16 protein-coding genes are annotated in these 18,682 nt (G+C 46.0%); all 16 read right to left on the bottom strand.

Annotated features, from left to right (window positions below; translation table 11 throughout):
* Positions 1-58 precede the first annotated feature (58 nt).
* Positions 59-988 carry an SDR family oxidoreductase gene (locus PHR44_06725; GenBank protein ID MDD4910348.1) on the bottom strand — a complete coding sequence of 310 codons (930 nt, stop codon included), beginning with the start codon at positions 986-988 and terminating at the stop codon, positions 59-61.
* Positions 964-1,905: an SDR family oxidoreductase gene (locus PHR44_06730; GenBank protein MDD4910349.1), complete on the bottom strand. Its 942-nt coding sequence runs from the start codon at positions 1,903-1,905 to the stop codon at positions 964-966. Before PHR44_06730 ends, PHR44_06725 begins: the two co-directional genes overlap by 25 nt.
* A gap of 6 nt (positions 1,906-1,911) precedes the next feature.
* Positions 1,912-2,658 (bottom strand): glycosyltransferase family 2 protein, encoded by a 747-nt coding sequence (locus tag PHR44_06735; GenBank protein MDD4910350.1) that lies wholly within the window; start codon positions 2,656-2,658, stop codon positions 1,912-1,914.
* Complete coding sequence (locus PHR44_06740; protein ID MDD4910351.1) at positions 2,655-3,899, bottom strand: O-antigen ligase family protein; 1,245 nt, start codon at positions 3,897-3,899, stop codon at positions 2,655-2,657. Before PHR44_06740 ends, PHR44_06735 begins: the two co-directional genes overlap by 4 nt.
* Complete coding sequence (locus PHR44_06745) at positions 3,889-5,718, bottom strand: hypothetical protein (protein MDD4910352.1); 1,830 nt, start codon at positions 5,716-5,718, stop codon at positions 3,889-3,891. The genes PHR44_06740 and PHR44_06745 overlap by 11 nt, the downstream gene beginning before the upstream one ends.
* Positions 5,690-6,652 carry a GDP-mannose 4,6-dehydratase gene (locus PHR44_06750; GenBank protein MDD4910353.1) on the bottom strand — a complete coding sequence of 321 codons (963 nt, stop codon included), beginning with the start codon at positions 6,650-6,652 and terminating at the stop codon, positions 5,690-5,692. Before PHR44_06750 ends, PHR44_06745 begins: the two co-directional genes overlap by 29 nt.
* Entirely contained in the window at positions 6,649-7,842 is a 1,194-nt protein-coding gene (locus PHR44_06755; protein MDD4910354.1) for a glycosyltransferase family 4 protein, read from the bottom strand. The genes PHR44_06750 and PHR44_06755 overlap by 4 nt, the downstream gene beginning before the upstream one ends.
* Positions 7,843-8,280, bottom strand: a complete 438-nt coding sequence (locus PHR44_06760) for a hypothetical protein (protein MDD4910355.1) — start codon at positions 8,278-8,280, stop codon at positions 7,843-7,845.
* On the bottom strand, positions 8,277-9,524 hold the full coding sequence (locus PHR44_06765; protein MDD4910356.1) for a DUF4330 domain-containing protein: 1,248 nt from the start codon (positions 9,522-9,524) through the stop codon (positions 8,277-8,279). The genes PHR44_06760 and PHR44_06765 overlap by 4 nt, the downstream gene beginning before the upstream one ends.
* Before the next feature lie 9 nt (positions 9,525-9,533).
* Entirely contained in the window at positions 9,534-11,381 is a 1,848-nt protein-coding gene (locus PHR44_06770; GenBank protein MDD4910357.1) for an ElyC/SanA/YdcF family protein, read from the bottom strand.
* A gap of 5 nt (positions 11,382-11,386) precedes the next feature.
* Positions 11,387-12,517, bottom strand: coding sequence for a GNAT family N-acetyltransferase (locus PHR44_06775; protein MDD4910358.1), 1,131 nt, complete (start codon positions 12,515-12,517; stop codon positions 11,387-11,389).
* The gene (locus PHR44_06780; GenBank protein MDD4910359.1) at positions 12,510-13,331 is read right to left on the bottom strand and encodes a polysaccharide deacetylase family protein; all 822 of its coding nucleotides are present in this window, start codon (positions 13,329-13,331) and stop codon (positions 12,510-12,512) included. Before PHR44_06780 ends, PHR44_06775 begins: the two co-directional genes overlap by 8 nt.
* A gap of 2 nt (positions 13,332-13,333) precedes the next feature.
* Positions 13,334-14,833, bottom strand: a complete 1,500-nt coding sequence (locus PHR44_06785) for a radical SAM protein (GenBank protein ID MDD4910360.1) — start codon at positions 14,831-14,833, stop codon at positions 13,334-13,336.
* Positions 14,830-15,714, bottom strand: a complete 885-nt coding sequence (locus tag PHR44_06790) for a glycosyltransferase (GenBank protein ID MDD4910361.1) — start codon at positions 15,712-15,714, stop codon at positions 14,830-14,832. The genes PHR44_06785 and PHR44_06790 overlap by 4 nt, the downstream gene beginning before the upstream one ends.
* 2 nt (positions 15,715-15,716) lie before the next feature.
* The gene (locus tag PHR44_06795) at positions 15,717-16,700 is read right to left on the bottom strand and encodes a radical SAM protein (protein MDD4910362.1); all 984 of its coding nucleotides are present in this window, start codon (positions 16,698-16,700) and stop codon (positions 15,717-15,719) included.
* 119 nt (positions 16,701-16,819) lie between these two features.
* Positions 16,820-18,673, bottom strand: a complete 1,854-nt coding sequence (locus tag PHR44_06800) for a glycosyltransferase family 39 protein (GenBank protein MDD4910363.1) — start codon at positions 18,671-18,673, stop codon at positions 16,820-16,822.
* Positions 18,674-18,682 lie beyond the last annotated feature (9 nt).

Here is an 18,682-nt window from a genome sequence, read left to right on the forward strand (position 1 = left end):
CTCTCTAAGGTAAGATTAGGCCGTGCGCCACCCTCATTGTTAACAATATATCATATCTTTAATATTTTTCAAGTGTCTTTTTTAAACCCTCGCGCAATCCTATTCCGGGTTTCCATCCTAATTTCTTTTTAGCCAGCGATATATCCGGACGGCGCTGCCTGGGGTCATCCTCAGGCAGCTTCTTAAATATGATCTTGCTGCTGCTGCCGGTGATCTTTACTATACATTTCGCGAGGTCATATATTGTATATTCGGCCGGGTTCCCAAGGTTTACAGGGCAGTTTAAACCTGAAAGCAGCAACTTGTAAATCCCGTTTATGAGGTCGCTTATATAACAGAAAGACCGCGTCTGGCGGCCGTTCCCATAAACAGTGATCGGCTTGCCGGAAAATGCCTGAGAAAGAAAATTAGGAATGGCCCTGCCGTCGTTCTCTCTCATTCTGGGGCCGTAAGTATTGAATATCCTGACTATCCTTGTATCTATCTTGTGAACCCGGTTATAGGCCATTGTGATCGCCTCCGCGAAACGCTTTGCTTCATCGTAACAGCCGCGAACGCCTATAGGATTCACATGGCCCCAGTATCCCTCTCTTTGCGGATGGACCTGCGGGTCGCCATATATCTCACTGGTGGACGCCAGCATAAATGTTGCTCTTTTCTCCTTCGCCAGGCCTAAAGCGTTATGCGTTCCCAAAGAACCGACTTTTAATGTTTGAATGGGAAACTTCAGATAATCTATGGGGCTGGCGGGAGAAGCAAAGTGCAGTATATAATCAATCTTGCCCTTTATATTTATATATTTAGCGACATCATGCCTGACAAATCTGAATGAAGCGTTATTCTTGAGATGACTTATGTTGTCGGGGCTGCCCGTAATGAGATTATCAAGGCAGATCACGCGAAAACCCTTATTAAGCAAGAAATCGCACAGATGCGAACCGATGAAACCGGCGCCTCCGGTTATCAATGCTGTTTTTCTTCGAACCATTCTATCGTCTTCTTTAATCCGTTTTTAAAATCGGTTTTCGTCTTATATCCCAGCTCTTTCTCGATCCGCGAGACATCCGCCAGCGTCCTGCGCACATCTCCCTTGCGCGGGGGCTTGAAATCAGGATCGGCCCTTTTTCCCATTATCCGGCATATTGACTCTAAAAGCTCCAATACCGTATGGTCCCGGCCTGCCGCCACATTATAGACATTGCCGGCGCCGTTTTTTGAACGCGCCGCCAGGATATTGGCCTCCACAACGTTATCCACGAAAGTAAAGTCCCTCGACTGTTTACCATCTCCGTAAACCGGGGGCATCCTTCCTTCCATGACGGATGTTATGAATTTGGGCACAACAACGGCATAATCGTCATCCAGTGACTGCCTGGGCCCGAACACGTTAAAGTACCGCAGGATAAAGGCCTTCAGCCCGTAAAACCTCGTAAATATCCTGCAGTAATATTCTCCGGCGAGCTTGCTCAACGCGTAAGGCGAGATAGGCGAAGGCGGCGCGTCTTCTTTCTCGGGAAAGGCATCCGTATCTCCGTAAACAGAACTGGAAGAGGCAAATACGAAACTCTTCGCGTTATTCTCTACGGCCGCTTCAAGCATGTTCAGCGTGCCGCCTATATTAACTTTATCATATTCATGCGGCTGTTCAAATGACCTGGGCACGCTCCTTAGCGCCGCCTGATGCAATATGTAATCCGTGGACTGAACCGCCTTACGGCAAGTATCCCTGTCGCGGATATCGCCTTCTATTATCTCAAGGTTGGCGCCTTTCAGATGAGACAGGTTACCTCTGCTGCCGGAAGAGAAATTATCCAGCACCCTGACGTAATTACCTTCCCTGATCAACCTTTCGGTTATATGTGAGCCGATAAAACCGGCTCCGCCGGTTATAAGATATCTTTCCATCACCCGCTACCTCTTTAAGGCCCGCCCCCGATGCAGTTCATCCTGGATAAGAAGTTTTTCCAGCCAGACATACAGCACCGTAAAAAGATATTTCCTGCTTAACGCCCTGATGCTCAGTTTTGACAAGCCGCTTTTCCTGCCGTACCAGTTGATCGGTATCTGCGCGAAGGAAAAACCCCTTACTATCGCCTTTAACGGCATCTCTACCGTTATGTTAAAATGCTGCGCCTGAAGCGGCTGTATCGCGTTTACCACATCGGCCCTATAGAGCTTAAAGGCGTTCGTAATATCATTTTCCTTCAATAAAAATAATGCCTGCACAAAAGTATTTGCCAGGCGATTGATCATAAGTTTCAGCAGCGGGTAATCCTTCACAACGCTGCCTTTCACGAACCTGGAACCGAATACGCAGTCATAACCTTCTTCCAGTTTTCGGAAACAGCGCACAATATCTTTCGGGTCATCCGACTGGTCCCCCATAACTACCGCGACAGCATCGCCGGTTGTATGCGACAACCCTTCCCTGAGCGCCCTGCCGAAACCGGATGGCTGTTGACGATTGACGGGTTTTATACGCGGATTAACTCCGGCCAGCCCCTCTATGATATCACGCGTGCCGTCGGTACTGTTATCGTTAACGCAAACGATCTCGTAATCTATGCCCGCGCGGCTCAATTCAGACGCGACATCCTCTATGGCCTGCCTGATACACCCTTGCTCATTATGCGCCGGTATTACCACGGACAGCTTCACTTTAGCCCGCCCTCTGCTGTATCAGCCGGCAAGAGCTGGCTGCCCTTTATTATGACCGCCGCGCCCAGCGCGAGATCGAACCAAAAGAACATCCCCAGGTTCAAATTATACAGGCTGGTATCAAAGAGCATATGCCCGCAAAATACTATGGCGGCCGATACGCTGGCCAGGGATGTATACCAATATACATCCCTCCTGCCTTTCTTTAAAAATCTGATACCGTAGTAGAAAAAAACAAGCAATATTAACAGGAACGACGCCAACCCTATAACCCCTGTTTCAGCTGCTATCTGCAGGTAGCAATTATGCGCGTAGGGTATACCGTGGCCGTAGGGATAATCCACAAATCTCCTGAAATTGAACATGAAAGTACCCAGGCCAATACCCATCCACGGCTTGGACAGGATCATCTTAAGGCACCCCTGCCAGATCAGGCGCCTGTCCATACTGCCGGCATCGGTCAATTCAAACATGCCTTTCAGGCGCGCCTGCAAATAGGTATTGCCGGAAAGGAAGAATGCCGCGGTGCCTACTATAAGCACCAAGACAAGAAAGACAGCCAGATACCTCAGCCATAAGCTCATAAATAATATTGAAATAAGCGAAACAAGCCATGAGCCGCGGGAAACGGTAAGCATTAAACAGGAAAACAGGAGCACGAACAGGGCCAATACCGAGGCGCGGGCAAACCTGCGGCGGAAGAAAGCGAAGGCGGAGATCACAAAAGGAATGACCATGGCCAGATAGCAGCCAAAATCATTAGGCGTATAGAATGACGCTGTGATCCTGGGTATGTCCCACCATTTACGGCAGCGGATGAAGTCCTTGTGAGTAAAATGCTGATATATACCGTCTATTCCCAAAAGGGCGGCGGATACGAACAGGATATAAAATACATTCCTGACCCTGCGTTGATTATTCAGGGTTTCCACTACGGCAAAGAAAAATAATATATTCTGTAAAAGCTTATATGAAAAGGTGTGCGCGCTGATTATCAGGTTGCTGCTAAGGAAAACCGACAGGAAACAAATAGCCAGGTAGGCAAAGATCGCGTAATTCATATAGGTATCCGGCAGCAGGCTGCGCTGCAGGATCTTTTTGAAGACATATAACGCTATTGCCAGAATACTTGCCGTCTCTATAATGGCGGTGGATATCGGCAAAAAATATACGACTATGTAGATCAGAACAAGGATAGCCCTATCCAGAAAACCTATGGCCTTATCTCTTTCAAAACGCATCCGCGCCTGCCTTATCAAGTAAGCCGCCTAACCTTCTATATTCCACTCCCGCCTCGCCGCATATCCCGGCTATATGAGAAATATCGGAAGGGCCCAACCCGGGGATGGCTATGATGACTTCCTTAATATCACGGGCCTTTATTATCTCAAATAACCTGTCTCTCGCTCCCGCGACAGGGACCCCGTGTATCTTGTTGTTCAGCTTGCGGGGGTCGTCATCAATAAAACATACGGGATTGTAGTCCAGATTCCTGTTCCTGCGTATCTCTCTTAACGCCATCTCGCCTGTGTCGCCCGCGCCGTATATCAGGATATTTATGCTTCTGGGCCTGGCCCGGTCAAAAAAATCTCCGATCAGGCGGAACAGCACCCTCGTGCCGGACGCCAAAAACAAAAGCAGCAACCAGTCGATAAAAAATACCGCCCGGGAATATTCCCTGAATCTGAACAATAGCGTTAAGGCGGCTATCGATATGACCGAGCCCAGGCTTACCGCCTTAAAAATATTCGTCAGGTCTGATATACTTATGTATTTCCATACGCCCCTGTAAAGGCCGAACATAAAGAATACTGACATCTTTATAAGTATAATAAAAGGCCACGATTCTTTTATCATTGATAAACTATTGATAAGAGAGGTATTGCCTTCATAGCGCAGGAAAAACGCAAAATAGTAGGCAGCGCATATAAGGATAAAATCCAATAATACCTCTACCACCCGCCTTTTATGCAGCAGCATACCGTCAAACACGGTCATACTTGACCCCGGCCGGCGGGATCTCTGAGACGACACTACGCCCTCTCCCGAGATCCTGACTTCGGCAAGAAAAAACCCGAAATATAAAAGAATGATCGCGGCGACAACCGTGAGGAGCGCCGTAAGAAAGATATTCACCCTGGAGTAAGAAAGCGCGATCAAGCCAAGCAGGGCGCTTATCAGATAAAACAGGCAGACCGTCTTCCTCACGCTTAAACCCAGGTAAACGATCCTGTGGGAGGTATGGTCCTTGCCGCCTTTGGCGATCGACTGCCCCTTAAACATCCTCACAAGAGAAACAAACGTGGTATCAAATATCGGCACGGCCATAACTAAAAACGGGATGGCCATTGTGACTATTAAATTAGAAAGAGAGCCGGTGGTCCCCATGATCGCTATCATTGCCAGGCTGAATCCCAGGAACATGCTCCCGCTGTCTCCCATAAATATCCTGGCAGGATTAAAATTATACGGCAGAAAACCCAAAGACGCGCCTGCCAGCACTAACGCGATCATTGCCAGGGCAGTATGCTGCATAAAAACCGAGTTAACGAACAACATAAGGGAAGCGATGGCAGCTATCCCGCAGGCAAGGCCGTCCATATTATCCAGCATATTGAAGGCGTTAGTTACACCGATGATCCAAAGTATAATAAGAGGCGCGAGGAAAATATTGCCGATAACGGGAAAACTGGAAACGCCAAAGAATATAGTGATGCTGGCGGCTGTCATCTGGCCCAGGAGCTTAATATACGGCTGAAAGCCCAGCATATCATCCATAACCCCCCAAAAGAATATAAAAGACGCTCCAAATAACAGGCCCTTTGCCTGCGAGAAAACAGCGGGATTAAAAAGAAAGGTTAAAAAGGAGGCGGAAAAGATCGCCACGCCGCCAAATAGGGCTGTGGGAACGGTATGCCATCTGTCGCTCCTTGGCCTGGACACCAATCCCAGCCGCAAGGCAGCAAGCCGCACAACAGGTGTCAACCCTAATGATAAAACCAGGGCCGACAGGAACGCGAATATAAACGGCTTATTTTCTGCGATAAAACCCGATAACATCGTTAATAATTTCCTCTAAATTATAGCTGGGCTTAAACCCTATCAGCTTGTTGATCTTACCCGTGTCGGGTACCCTGCGCTGCATATCTTCAAAGCCCTCCTCGTAGGCCTGATTATAAGGAACATATACGATATTTGACTTGCTGCCGGTTAATTTAATGATCTTTTCGGCTAATTTTTCTATGCTGACCTCTTCCTGGCTGCCTATATTAAAAACCTCGCCCACAGCGCCCTTCTCATCCATCAGGGCCGCGATCGCGTTCACGGCGTCTCCGACATGTAAAAAACACCTCGTCTGTTTGCCGCTCCCATAGACGGTTATATTCTCATTATTTATGGCCTGTTTTACGAACCTGGGGATCACCATTCCGTAGGAGCCGGTCTGCCTGGGGCCCACAGTGTTGAACAACCTCACAATTATGCTGGGCAGGCCCTTCTCTTTCCAGTATATATAAGCCAGCATCTCATCTACCGCCTTGGCGGTAGAATAACCCCAGCGGCTCTTCAAAGGAGAACCCAGGATCCTGTCATCGGTCTCCTTGAGCGGGCCGTTTGTGTTTTTGCCGTAGATCTCCGAAGTGGATGTGATCAATATCTTTTTGTGATAACGATAAGCCATATCTATGACTATCTCGCTTCCCTTGATATTGGTCGTCAGCGACTCCAGCGGCCTTTTTACCACTAATTCAACCCCCACAGCCGCGGCAAGATGGAATATCACATCACACTTATCTACCAATTTTTCTACGACCGGGCCGTTAAGTATGGAGCCCGTCATAACATGTAAACGCGGGTTATCTTCAAATGAGGCAATATTATCCCAGCTGCCTGTTGAAAGGTCGTCCAGAATGGTTACTTCATCGCCCTTCCGCAGGTAGGCTTCCGCCAAATGAGAACCGATAAAACCCGCGCCGCCTGTAATCAATACCTTCATATTTTCACCTGACAAACCATATTATTATACAACCTTTCCATATCATTAATCAATCTTTCCTTTGCAAACTGCGATTTTACAAATTCCCTGCCTGCCGCTCCCAATCTTTCCCTTAAGCCCCTGTCTTTTAACAACAGGCCTAAACTATGGGCGAAACCTTCCGCGTCATCAGGCCTTACCAATATCCTTTCCGCGGGGATACCTGCCCCGCGGCAGACCGGCTCAAGCAGATCTTTAACCCCTCCCACATCAGTGGCGATCACGGGCCTGCCCGCTGCCATGGCCTCAATTAAGGATACCGGCGTCCCCTCATTCAAAGAAGTCAAAGCCACTATATCCAGATCAGCGTATATCTGCGCCAGGTCGCGCTTCCAACCGATGAAAGATACGCTGGAAGCAATACCGGAACTTACGGCATGATCTTCCAATTCCCGGCGCAATGGCCCGTCGCCTACTATAAATAAACGCGTATTTTCTACGGCATCCGAAGTATCTTTTAACAACCTGACAGCATCCAGAAGCAGCCTATGGTTTTTTATCGGCACGAGACGGCCGATAATACCGATAGTTATGGCATCGGTGTGGGGCTTACCGTTCTGGACGATCCGCAGGTATTTCTCTAATTCTAAACCGAGAGGAACAACGATGATCTTCCCCGGCCGCGATATCCTCAGATCAACTAATTCTCTCTTTACGCCTTCACTGACAGTTATGATCTTATCTGTGAACGCGCCCAAAAACCGCTCTATGCAGGTAAAGAACCCGCTCCTTAATTTACCAAAATAACCATGCAGGACATGACCGTGAAAGGTATGGATCAATTTGCATTTCCTCTTCCCGGAGATCAGATTATAAAGTAAACCGGCTAAACGGCCCAGCGTGCCGGCCTTGGCAGTATGGGTATGAACAATATCCGGACGCCCTTTTCTGATCAAGCCAAATATCTTCCAGAAAGCGATAAAATCATCCCGGATATTCAGGTTAGGCCCTAATTCGGGGATGATCACGGGATGAACGCCTTTCTCTTCCGCCAGATATGACATATCACCTTCTTTTTCTCCCGGCGTGCCCGTAAGCAGGACGGTTTCAAAGCCGGCGTTATTCAGCCCCTGGCTAAGCAAAATGGAATGTATGGCCGGCCCGCCTATATTTAACCTGGTAATTATCCTTAAAACCCTGATCTTTCTCATTCAAAACAAACACGCTATGCCGGCAACTAAGAACAGCGCGCGCATTAACCAGTGCCATATGCCTGTCTGCACCTGGAAAATCAATGATAAAACTGTATTTACGGCAACTACGGCAATTATAACCATACCCGCTCTCGCGGGCATCACTGCAAATGCCGGAATATCCTCCAGATAATAAATTGCCCTGCGTTTATACCTTTTAGAGAAACTGATGAAATATCGCGCTATCCGGCTGCTCTCCAGCACCGTGAACACCGCCGGCCCCGGGCCGCTTGGGTCGGTCATTCTTCCGAAAAAACTCTGCCTGAAATAACATACTACCTTCTCCGAGAAAGACCTCCTCAGGCAATACGTCATACTATTACGATATACGCCTTTGAAGTTGCTTCTTAATTGCCCCCACACTTTTATGACAACGCTTGCATCTCTCCGGCTCATTTTATCTCAATACCCCGTATTACACCAGACATGGAATATAGTTCCGTGGAAAAGACAATGCTGTTGCCCATCTTTACAGGATAATTCTTGAAATAATATATCCCGTCTTTTTCTACGCAGAGCACATCCAGGAAGACCTCCAGATCTTTATAAAAAGGATGACCAAGCATAACAAGATCATCATCCTTTACGGATAATACCTGCGAAGGGCTGATGTTGATAGCTGAGTTTACCCTTGCTACCGCCCTGTCATTAATATCCCTCTCTGTATCTCCTTTTTGGATAATGCTAATGATCTCCGGGGCTATCTCGGAGAATTTAACCCGCAAGGATACCCATTTCTCTTTAACGGGGGTGACCACCTCAAAGGTCTTGGCCACAACCGCATTTACCTCATATTTGTTTGTCTTAAAGTGAAAGGGTGTATTATATAATATTTCTTCTTCCTTGAAGTACAGCCTGCTGCCCTTTAACTCGCACTTCAACCTCATCTTTACAGCTGCCTGCTTCTTGCCGCTGACCTCTCCTGTTATAAAATTATCCCCGCCCACATTCAAATCGAGAAAGTTGCCTTCTACCTTACCTACGTTCAAGATCTCAGCAATAACATTTCCGCTGTCATCCATATCCTTATCACCGACAGCAATTTTACTCAAAATATCTTCGTCTAACTCTTTCAGCGTGACATAAAGATCTATCGTCCTTTCTATAACCGCTCCCTCTACCGCTTCCCTTCTCAGGGGAATGGCGGTAACGGCATATTTACCGGTCTTGAATTCTAAAGGCAGGCCCAGTCCCACTATATCATTTTTATACAATAGCCTGTCATCATCTATGGTATGTTTCAGCCCTTTTCGTATCTCTGCTTTTAATCTAAGCTTTGCCTCAATCTGCCTCAAAACTACATCTTTTTTAGTTATGGCCTGCCCCTCGCCGATGTTGAACTTATATACATAGGGCTCGTCATCACCAAGTTCGACTACTTCCCCTATCGGGTGCCCATCGTTATCAAATTCCTTATCGCCTATCGAAATGACCTTTGCGACTTCGGGCCGCAATTTTATAAATCTGACATCTATCATTATTTCAATAAATTCTTTCGCCTCTGTATCTATCGGCTCTTGGGTAAACACCTTATATCCGAGATAAAATATCGGCAGCAAACAAACTAAGAAAACAAGGGCTAAAAAATCAATGATATTGATTTTTCCGAATAATCTGCCTTTATCGTCTATGACTTTCATCTCTTCCTCCTAAATGTATCCCTTCCACCAGTAGTAGAGAATACCTAAATATTCATGCAATATCGCCTTGATCTGCTCTAATCTTGACCCTGACCTTCGATTATAGAATTGAGGGTTGGGGACAGGCGTATATGACACTTTAATCCCGGCCGCTATCTTCCGGTAGACCAAAGACGCCCTGGCCATATTATAAGGCGAACTGACCAGCAGAATACTGTCCCATCCCTGCCTGTCCAATATTTCTGCCGTGAATTTTACATTCTCATATGTATTATTGCCGTTCTTATCCAGAGTTATATCATCCCGCGGAACGCCTTCCGATAAAGCAAAGAGCATCATATTTTCCGCGTCGTTATAGTTATAAGTATACCCCGCGGAAAAGACTATTTTATCGGCGTATTGCTGCTTATAAAGCCCTGCCGCGTATCTTGCCCTTTCAATCGTGCTTTTGCCCGGGCTGCCCGTCTCGCCCACCCCGCCTCCGAATACGACGATCGCGTCTGCCTTCCGCGGCCCGTCCGAGATCTTAAGCGGGCCGGCAACGAACCAGATAAAGGGCGACTTGAACAAAATGACATAAATGAGAAGGCAAACAATACCGAATATCACTGTCCTCCTCCGCGCCTTCTTATAAAAACGGCTCAGCTTGGCCATCCACTGACTATCAATATTCAATCTTTGCTTTTCTAATAGGCTATCTTCTATTAGCCCGTTCATACGGACTATGGAATTACTCCAGCTGTTTTCCCGGGCGATATCTATGCGCCTTTGCGCCAGGCTGCTGTTATCCTCTCTGAGGGCTCGCTCTATGGCCCCTGTAAACCCTTCTGCCCCTTCTGCCGTATACACCATGTTATTATGCCGCTCATTAAAGGAGATTATTTCCGGAAGCCCGGTAGAAACAACGGGCTTACCCATGGCAAAATATTCATTCAGCTTGGTCGGGTACACATTTTTTGTGTAATCGGTCAGAGAATAGGGGATTATACATACGTCAAACGACTTTATAAAACAAGGCAATCTGTCATGCTCCTTCTTGCCTAAGAAATGGACATTATCCAAATCCGACAACGAGGAAATATCATCCTGGATAGGGCCGACAAATACGAAAGACAGATCACCGCGCCTCCGGGCAACCGCTCTTATTAACGGCTGGTCAACCCATTTGTGCATGCCGCCTACGTATCCTACTATGGGCTTATTTATATTTCCTAATTCAGCCGGCGCGGCGGATTCATTCAACCTGATATTCTCAAATTTCTCATAGCTTACCGCGAAAGGAAAAAAATGCACATTTTTATTGTATCTTGAACAATATCTATGCAATTCATTAGAAGTAACAAAAACCAGATCCGCTTTTTTTAACAAATCCGCCTCTGATCTTTCTATCCTGCGTGCCGATGCGGAACTCGCCCTGAAATTATCAATACAGTAATAAACAGTGAGCTTCTTTACCAGGTTGTCTATTATATCGGAACTCAAGGGCGTGGGCAGAAATGTCCATACAATAGGATCCCCGAAATTCATCACCTTGAACCACTTATCCAACACGGAAAATACCAAATGGCAATTAACCCATCGCGCAAAGCGTGAATAAGGAAACGGCAGGACCAGCGGCGAATATATATATAAATTCTTACCCTCCTGCCTTATGCCCTTTACCCCTTTTAACCAATTTTTCACCCTTCGCTGGATCCTGGGTATGTCTCTTATACCCGGATGGCGCACCCCGGTATTCTCAATAAAAAGCACGCGGTTTCCCGCCTTAGCCAGGGCGGACATTATCTCCTGATGCCCCTGCCAGATAAAATCCCAATCAATGGAAGATATGCAGATAATATCCTGGTGTTCCAGCATAATTATTAAGAATCCCCTCTTGACCTATACCACAAATTAATTAAAGGCCTTATTTTCTTCAATCCGGCTTTTATATGCTTTGCGTAACAATCCTTTGCTGCCCGATAAATCAGCCCGGGATACCTTAAGGACTTCCGCGCGCTATAATAATAAATGCTGTAAAGCGGCCTGCGGGATTGGGTCCAGGCCATTTTATAAGGCTCCTGCCCTCTTAAGAAATCAAACTCCTCCAATCCTTCCCTGGCTGACCTCTCTAACATTTTCATGATCAGGACCTTTGAAGGCGAATACGCGGCAAATTCAGGGTCAAAAGCAGGCATATAATAATAGAGTTTATTATTATACCTGAAACCAAAATGGCACGCTATCAATTTTTTATCAAACTCCAGGCAGCTGAAATCAAGCCAGCCCCTCTGCGCCAGCGCGGACGACAGAGTAGATACGAAATCCCGCCAACGCGCGTATTGAAACTGGCTATATTTATTCCCATAATGTTTCCATCTTTTGATATGTAACTCAAAATACGCGTCCAGCGCCCCCCTGGAAGGCGGCCCCTCAAGATGACTTTTGAATATCAAATCGCCTTTCTGGCGCATCTTTTTCTCGCTATTATAAACTTCACGCTTTAATTTATTCTTAAGCCCGCCTTCGATCTCCTGCCATCCGCTTTTTAATACGACGTAAGGGCAGTAATCGATCCGGCAAATCCTGCGGTGCTCCGTTATCGGTTTATTAAGGACCCTTGAGCCCTCAGGAATATACCTGAGGCCTATTTCTAAAAAACCCAGATTTGATAAATACTCGGAGATCTTTAATAAATAAGCGTCGTAATTCCTATGGCCGATAATAAAATCCATATAATCGCAGATATCATCTCCGATAAATTGTATTACCGGCCTGTTAAGAAACGGCGACCTCGTGATCATAAGAGGCGCTATCGCCGTTATAAAACCGGCGTCCTCAACCGCAAGCACTAATAATTGCCTGCCGCTGTTGCCCCGGCCGAAACAACCCCACCATGAATGTATAAATTCGTATGTCTGGAATATATAACTCTGCCCTGATGATCTCAAGGCCTGAGACCATGCATCCCTGCCGATATCCTCTAATTTTTCTATTCTCTTTATCTTAACCATGCATCCTCAAGAATCCCAGCCAGTCATAGCATCCGGACATTTTCTTCGCGAATTTGAAATCGGTATCATCAAAGGCGCTCAACTCGGTTCTCCTCAGGGCAAAAATATCAGTGCCCGCGTCGTTGAGCCCCTCAATACTGGAACAGGAACAGATAAACTTACTCCTTCTAACGGCATCTTTGACATTTTTATTGAATATGCCGTGAGGATAGCTGAACGTATTAACCTGGCCCCCTACATGGCTCTCGATCAGGCCTTTGGACTTTAAGACCTCATATTCAAGCTCCTGCTCATTCATCTCGGTAAGGCGCCTGTGGCTTAAGGCGTGCGAACCTATGGACAGTCCCGCCTCACGCAGCCCTTTGACATCATCCCAACTAAGCATATCCCAGTCATGCCAGTACAAGCCGGCGGGAACCTTATTTTCAATAAAGGATATATTGACGAACAGCGTGGCTGGAAAACCGAATTCTTTTAACACCGGCAACGCGTTTGTCAGAACGCTTTTATAACCGTCGTCAAAGGTGATCACTGCCGATTTGCCGGGGACCCGACGGTTATGAATAATAATGTCGACTAATTCCGTAAGCCCCAGGACAAGAAAACTATTCTCCTTCAAGTATTTCATCTGCATATAGAATGTGCCGTTCGGAACCGCCAGGCCCATCTTATCCTTTTTGGGATCATGCCTCTGGATGGAATGGTACAAAAGGATCCTGCATTTCCCTTCCGCGGATAACCCGGCGCCCCTGCCCTTCCTGTAAGAATACAGGCAGTCAGAAATTTTGTCTTTGATGGCTCTCTTTACGGGCATAATCACCTGAATGAATCAAACCCTGCGAAGATATTGAATCTGGTCTTCAACCTGTAAAACATCTTTATCGCCGCCCACTCTAAAGGCATAATAAAGAAATCGTACTTGACCCGTAAGGCGGCTATCCGGCGCAGCATTCTATAGAAGAAACCCTTATAGCCATTACTGAACCTGCGTTCCAGTGACTTTGAAGGAAAGGCCAACGGATAAAGGTATTTAACACACATATTGATCTTATCCAGATACGCGTTGTTTACCCAGGGGGTATTCACCGTAAGGATACTCCAATCCTGCCAATCTTCCAGCTTCTCCGGGACCCTGAGGCCTTTTTTAATAGACAGATCTAAAAGCGGAGTGCCGGGATAAGGCGTATAGAGAAAAGGCGTGAACTGATGGTCGGGAAAACGTGATTTTATATCCTTGATCAGTTTCAAACTGCGCTGAAGGTCTTTCTCCGGGTCAAGAGGAAACCCCGCGATCATAAAAAACTCGGATACGATCCTGTGTTTATCCAGTATTTCAGCGGCCTTGACAATATCTCCGGGCCTTATCTTTTTATCTATAAGATCCAACACATCTTCATCCCCTGTTTCGGCGCCTATATATAATTTGGCGCAGCCGCTCTCTTCCAGTAAAGATATCAAGCTTTCCGGAAAGCGGTTGATCTGATCCACCCTGGCATCGGTAGCCCATTTGATCCTGATACCGCTGTCAATTATCTTACGGCAAATATCCTCCGCCCGTTTAAGGTCCACGAAAAAGTTATCTTCGGCGAATGTGATGCCGTCTATCTTATACCTTTTGACCAGCGTATTTATCTGAGCTGATAAGTTATCCGCGCTGAGTCCGCTCCATCTGCGCTTATAAACCTCCGGCGTGCTGCAAAATCCGCACGCGTAGGGACAGCCCTGGGAAGAATTCCAAAATATTGTCCTGCCGCCTAAAGGGGTCGTAAATATATATTTCTCAAAATCAAACAGGTCAAATGCCGCGGGGCCGAATTCATTGATATCCCGGAATTGACGCTGATCATTACGCACAACCCTGCCCTGCCTCTTATATGCTATGCCGTCGACAGACTCCAGGCCCAAACCATGGCTCAAGGCATATGGCAATTCCTTGATGGTCGCCTCTCCCTGGCCTATTACTACAATGTCGATATTCTCATTTGCCAATGTCTCCTCCGGTAATATGGACGGATGCCACCCTCCCCAGACCACCGGCAATTCCCCGTTTATTTTTTTTACTAATGATGAGGCCCTTAGCCCGCCGGCTATCTGATATCCGGTCATGGAACTTACGCCGAAGAATAACGCCTCGGGCAACGCCTGCTTTAAACCATCGATATAGTTCTCTTCCATGCGCTCGTCTATAATGACGACTTTATATCCCGCGTTTTTCAGCTCTGAGCCGATCTTAAGCAAAGGAAGCGGGATATTCTTGTTTATATTATCCCTTTCTGTCTTAGGGTAAAATAAGATAATGGTATGCTTGCGGCTCATTTTAAGCTCTCAAGAAAACCAGCCAGATTTCCTCTTGCCCTTAGTTTATATCTGCTGTCAAACCCAAGCAACCCCTTAATAATGTTATTAAGGAATATCCCGAATAATGCCCAATAACATAAGGGGACCGACAGATCCGGGTTCTTCTTCACGAAATATACGCGGTTAACTACTTCCATTTTACCCAGGGCAGAACTGTATCCCACATTCTCCAGCTTTACAAAATGCTTTATTTTCGCGTCTGCCACAACAAACATCTTGTATTTCTTTCCGACGCTGTAACTGAAATCCACGTCTTCATAACGCGCGTAACCTGAAAACTTCTCGTCAAACATAAATTCTTCAAAGACCTTCCTTCGGAAGACCATGGCGCATCCGATAAGCCAATCAATCCGCATCGTCCTGTCCACGGCGCAAGGTATGCTCTGAAACCCGGAAGGCAGGATCCTTCCGGGTATATCGGCATTCACCAAAAAGACCTTCTCAAGGAATGCCGGCCTCCTGAATGGCTCCGACATATTATTAAAACAGGCGCCGGCCGTATCCAAAGAAGCTGCCTCCCAGAACTTCATCATATTTTTCAGGCTGTCTGTCTCTAACGCGACGTCATCGTCAAGGAAAGCCACAAGCGATACCCCGTCCCTGACCATCTTAATACCGGCGTTTCTCTGAGCCGTTAAGGACGGCGGGGTCTTCCTGACATAATCTATATTGAGGCCGCTGAAACTATCCACTACGCCGCTTACGGCCCGGCTGCCGCCATCCACAATGATGATCTGCGCCGGCTTAAAACCCTGGTCTTCTATGCTTTCCAGGCAGCGCCTCAGTTCTTCCGGCCTGTCCTTCGTAGGGATAATAACGGCTAATTTTTCGTTAAACATTCTTATTTATTCTGGAATGAAAGATCGATACGCTTGATAGCATCCTTAAGAATGAGAGGAAGGAACATCCGTGTGTTGAACAAATATCCGCAGGAACATCCGGCGCAATCCTTATAGAACATGCCCCTCTTCGCCTTCATATACCTCTGCGCCTTCCTTAATTCGCCAAACGGCCTTTCCTTAAGGTTGCCGAAAGTCCCCATTGACATGCAGCCGCCCATCAAATTACCGTATGGGTCGATGATCACCCTGTCCTGTGAGCTCACGCATGGCACTCGGTGCTGACGGGGGTCCTTAAAATAATCTTCTATAAAATCTATCGCCGGAAAATTGATTATTAAAGAACGCGGCCTTCTTGATCTTTCATCTCTTAGAAAATCCAGCGCTTCCCGCAGAGATCCAAAATCCTTATCGCTCTTCACCCAGAGATCCCTGCCGTTCTCCTCCAGATCAAATAGGAAAGACCCTTTATCTATTATATTGATGGCCAGCGGCAGGCCAAGCTCATCCGCGAACCTCTTCACGCCTTTCAACTCGCCTATGGTCGCCTTCATCAGGGTAAAATTAATATACGCGTCTATCTTGCGCCTTTTCCTGACCTCGGACAGCGCGGCCAGGTTCTCTCTCAATTTCATAAAAGAACCCGGCAGGCCGCGTATGGCGTCATATTTTTCTCCGATCGCGTCCATTGATACGGCTATGGACCTTAAGCCCGAAGCGACAAGTTTCTCTAAGATTTCTCTGGTAGCCAGCATGCCGTTGGTAGTCAATCCTACCGTAAAACCGTTATTGCTGCCATAAAAAACTATCCCGGTAATATCTTCGCGCAGCAGCGGCTCCCCGCCGGTCAAATGCATGTTCCTTATGCCGCTTCTTTTCAAATCCAGAATAATGCCCTTCCATTCTTCAGTCGACAACTCCTTAGCCACAGGCGTCCTCCACTGCCTGCACATTACGCATTTAAGATTGCATCTATTTGTGATCATGATGGTGCAGGAACTGGGCCTAATCTCTAAAAAACGATACAAAAACGGCATTAAAGATAAGGAATCTGTTTTTAAAACAATTGTTATATACCTGCCGGCCTTTTTAATCCGTTTCAATATCAATTTAACACCTTATACAGCACAAACCTGGCGTTTGGCTTCCTCTGATAGTAATATTCTGAATTATTGAACTCCTTCATCAATAATACCCTTTTATTGGGCAATAACTCCTGAATAGGCGGCCATGGGTTATCCCGTTCATTTGCATTATAATATAGATATTCGGCATTATGCTCGCTAACAAGAGAAGCCAGCCTTTTGGTCCGGTCTTGCTCTCCAAATGCCAAAGATCTGATATTGAGATACTTCGGCGGCACGTATACATTCGTATGCTGATCGCTAACTATACGTGAATCTAAAGGAATATGTTCATACATCCAATCCGCTATCTCGAAAGCGATATCTTCACGCTGTCGGTATTGATATATCCGAGACCCTGCCAGCCGATAGGCATTCAGATAGATATCAACCGTAAACAATGAAACCAATACCATGATAAACAGATATTTCAGTAATCCTCTGCCCCTATAATCCGATATAAACATATACAAACTCCGAACACATAAAATGCAAATAGCCACAAAGAAAGGCAACATATGATGCTCTGTGAATCTTCCGATTGAGAAAAAAGATAAAAAGAAAGGCAATAGAAAAACGAGTATGACCATTCTTTTATAAAAAGCAGCCTTCTCAATCCTGCGATCCCGGAATTTCGGAGAGAATTCAACAAACAAGTAAAATACAAATAAGATGAGGATCAATATATCAAACGACCTCATTTTATACACAAAAGAATGCAGGAATGCGCTGAATATGCTGCGTTCCCCTAGTCCTTTCACTGCAGCTATACCTGTAAAATCAAATAAATTATAGGAATGGGTAATGAGAAAATTTTCAAGCGAAAACAGCCAGCGCATGCCAAAGACCAATAGAAAGACAAAGAACAGGCCACCGGCAATAAATACATACGAGTTTATTTCATTGAGCTTAGCGATTATATCCCTTCTTTTCTGTCTTCCACGCTTACTAAAGATCGATAACAGTAAGGGTAAAAATGTAAGGACCGATCCAGCAATAATAACAAAAATCGCTGCCTTGTATTTAAACAGGCTCCCTAAAATCCCATATTCCTGATAGAATGTGGCCCCTGTCGACTTACGTACATACAAGAGAATATATACTACCGGCAACAGTATCATAGCTATGCCAATGAGAGATTCAAAAAACCACGATTTCTTAATAACAGGAAATACGGGATTGTAATTTGTATTCGCTATTCTCTGGTTGTGCTGTCCAAAATACATGGCAGCTATAATCGCCGGCAATAGGAATACACCGGCATACTTTATATGAAAAGCAAACACAGCATACAATATAGCAATCAAAAGAACCCTCCAGGAAGGTTTATCAATTACTCTCAACGTATAATTAAGCCCTACTACCATTAATAACAACACAAGCGGCTCGGGCTTAAGATTATTCAAAAGGTAATCAAAGCTAGGCCTGACAGCCAGCAATAGGACCACCAGAATTTGTTGACTGCCGCTTGCAAAGTGATACCCTATTAAATACCACAACGCTATAAGGGCGGCGATCCAAGACAACAAATGAATCCAACGCAATACTAAAACAAATCTACCGGGAGTAAAATCTACAAACTTAGAGAACAAGGTATGCGCCAAATCTGAAACAAGCATCCCTTCCAGGCCATAATCAACATCCATCTGATAACTCGGCCTTTTTTCTCCGTTGTAATAATACCAGACAAGATCCATCAAATAACCTTCATCACTATTAAAGTAAGTAATTAGATTGGGGTTATCTATATTATTCTTAATGGTAGGCACCGCCAATATAAAGCTCGCGCAACAAATCACGGCCAGGATTATAATGTTTATTGTTCCGCCTTTCATAAGGCCTGT

The sequence above is a fragment of the Candidatus Omnitrophota bacterium genome, from assembly GCA_028707125.1.
In the GTDB taxonomy this organism is placed as follows: Bacteria; Omnitrophota; Gorgyraeia; order Gygaellales; family JAQTUX01; genus JAQTUX01.

Excerpts from the sequence above, each read along its gene's own strand:
- PHR44_06785 (MDD4910360.1), bottom strand. The coding sequence starts at position 14,833 with ATGAGCCGCAAGCATACCATTATCTTATTTTACCCTAAGACAGAAAGG.
- PHR44_06800 (MDD4910363.1), bottom strand. The coding sequence starts at position 18,673 with ATGAAAGGCGGAACAATAAACATTATAATCCTGGCCGTGATTTGTTGC.
- PHR44_06795 (MDD4910362.1), bottom strand. The coding sequence starts at position 16,700 with ATGATCACAAATAGATGCAATCTTAAATGCGTAATGTGCAGGCAGTGG.
- PHR44_06790 (MDD4910361.1), bottom strand. The coding sequence starts at position 15,714 with ATGTTTAACGAAAAATTAGCCGTTATTATCCCTACGAAGGACAGGCCG.
- PHR44_06760 (MDD4910355.1), bottom strand. The coding sequence starts at position 8,280 with ATGAGCCGGAGAGATGCAAGCGTTGTCATAAAAGTGTGGGGGCAATTA.
- PHR44_06780 (MDD4910359.1), bottom strand. The coding sequence starts at position 13,331 with ATGCCCGTAAAGAGAGCCATCAAAGACAAAATTTCTGACTGCCTGTAT.
- PHR44_06745 (MDD4910352.1), bottom strand. The coding sequence starts at position 5,718 with ATGTTATCGGGTTTTATCGCAGAAAATAAGCCGTTTATATTCGCGTTC.
- PHR44_06750 (MDD4910353.1), bottom strand. The coding sequence starts at position 6,652 with ATGAAGGTATTGATTACAGGCGGCGCGGGTTTTATCGGTTCTCATTTG.
- PHR44_06730 (MDD4910349.1), bottom strand. The coding sequence starts at position 1,905 with ATGGAAAGATATCTTATAACCGGCGGAGCCGGTTTTATCGGCTCACAT.
- PHR44_06775 (MDD4910358.1), bottom strand. The coding sequence starts at position 12,517 with ATGGTTAAGATAAAGAGAATAGAAAAATTAGAGGATATCGGCAGGGAT.
- PHR44_06725 (MDD4910348.1), bottom strand. The coding sequence starts at position 988 with ATGGTTCGAAGAAAAACAGCATTGATAACCGGAGGCGCCGGTTTCATC.
- PHR44_06740 (MDD4910351.1), bottom strand. The coding sequence starts at position 3,899 with ATGCGTTTTGAAAGAGATAAGGCCATAGGTTTTCTGGATAGGGCTATC.
- PHR44_06765 (MDD4910356.1), bottom strand. The coding sequence starts at position 9,524 with ATGAAAGTCATAGACGATAAAGGCAGATTATTCGGAAAAATCAATATC.
- PHR44_06755 (MDD4910354.1), bottom strand. The coding sequence starts at position 7,842 with ATGAGAAAGATCAGGGTTTTAAGGATAATTACCAGGTTAAATATAGGC.
- PHR44_06770 (MDD4910357.1), bottom strand. The coding sequence starts at position 11,381 with ATGCTGGAACACCAGGATATTATCTGCATATCTTCCATTGATTGGGAT.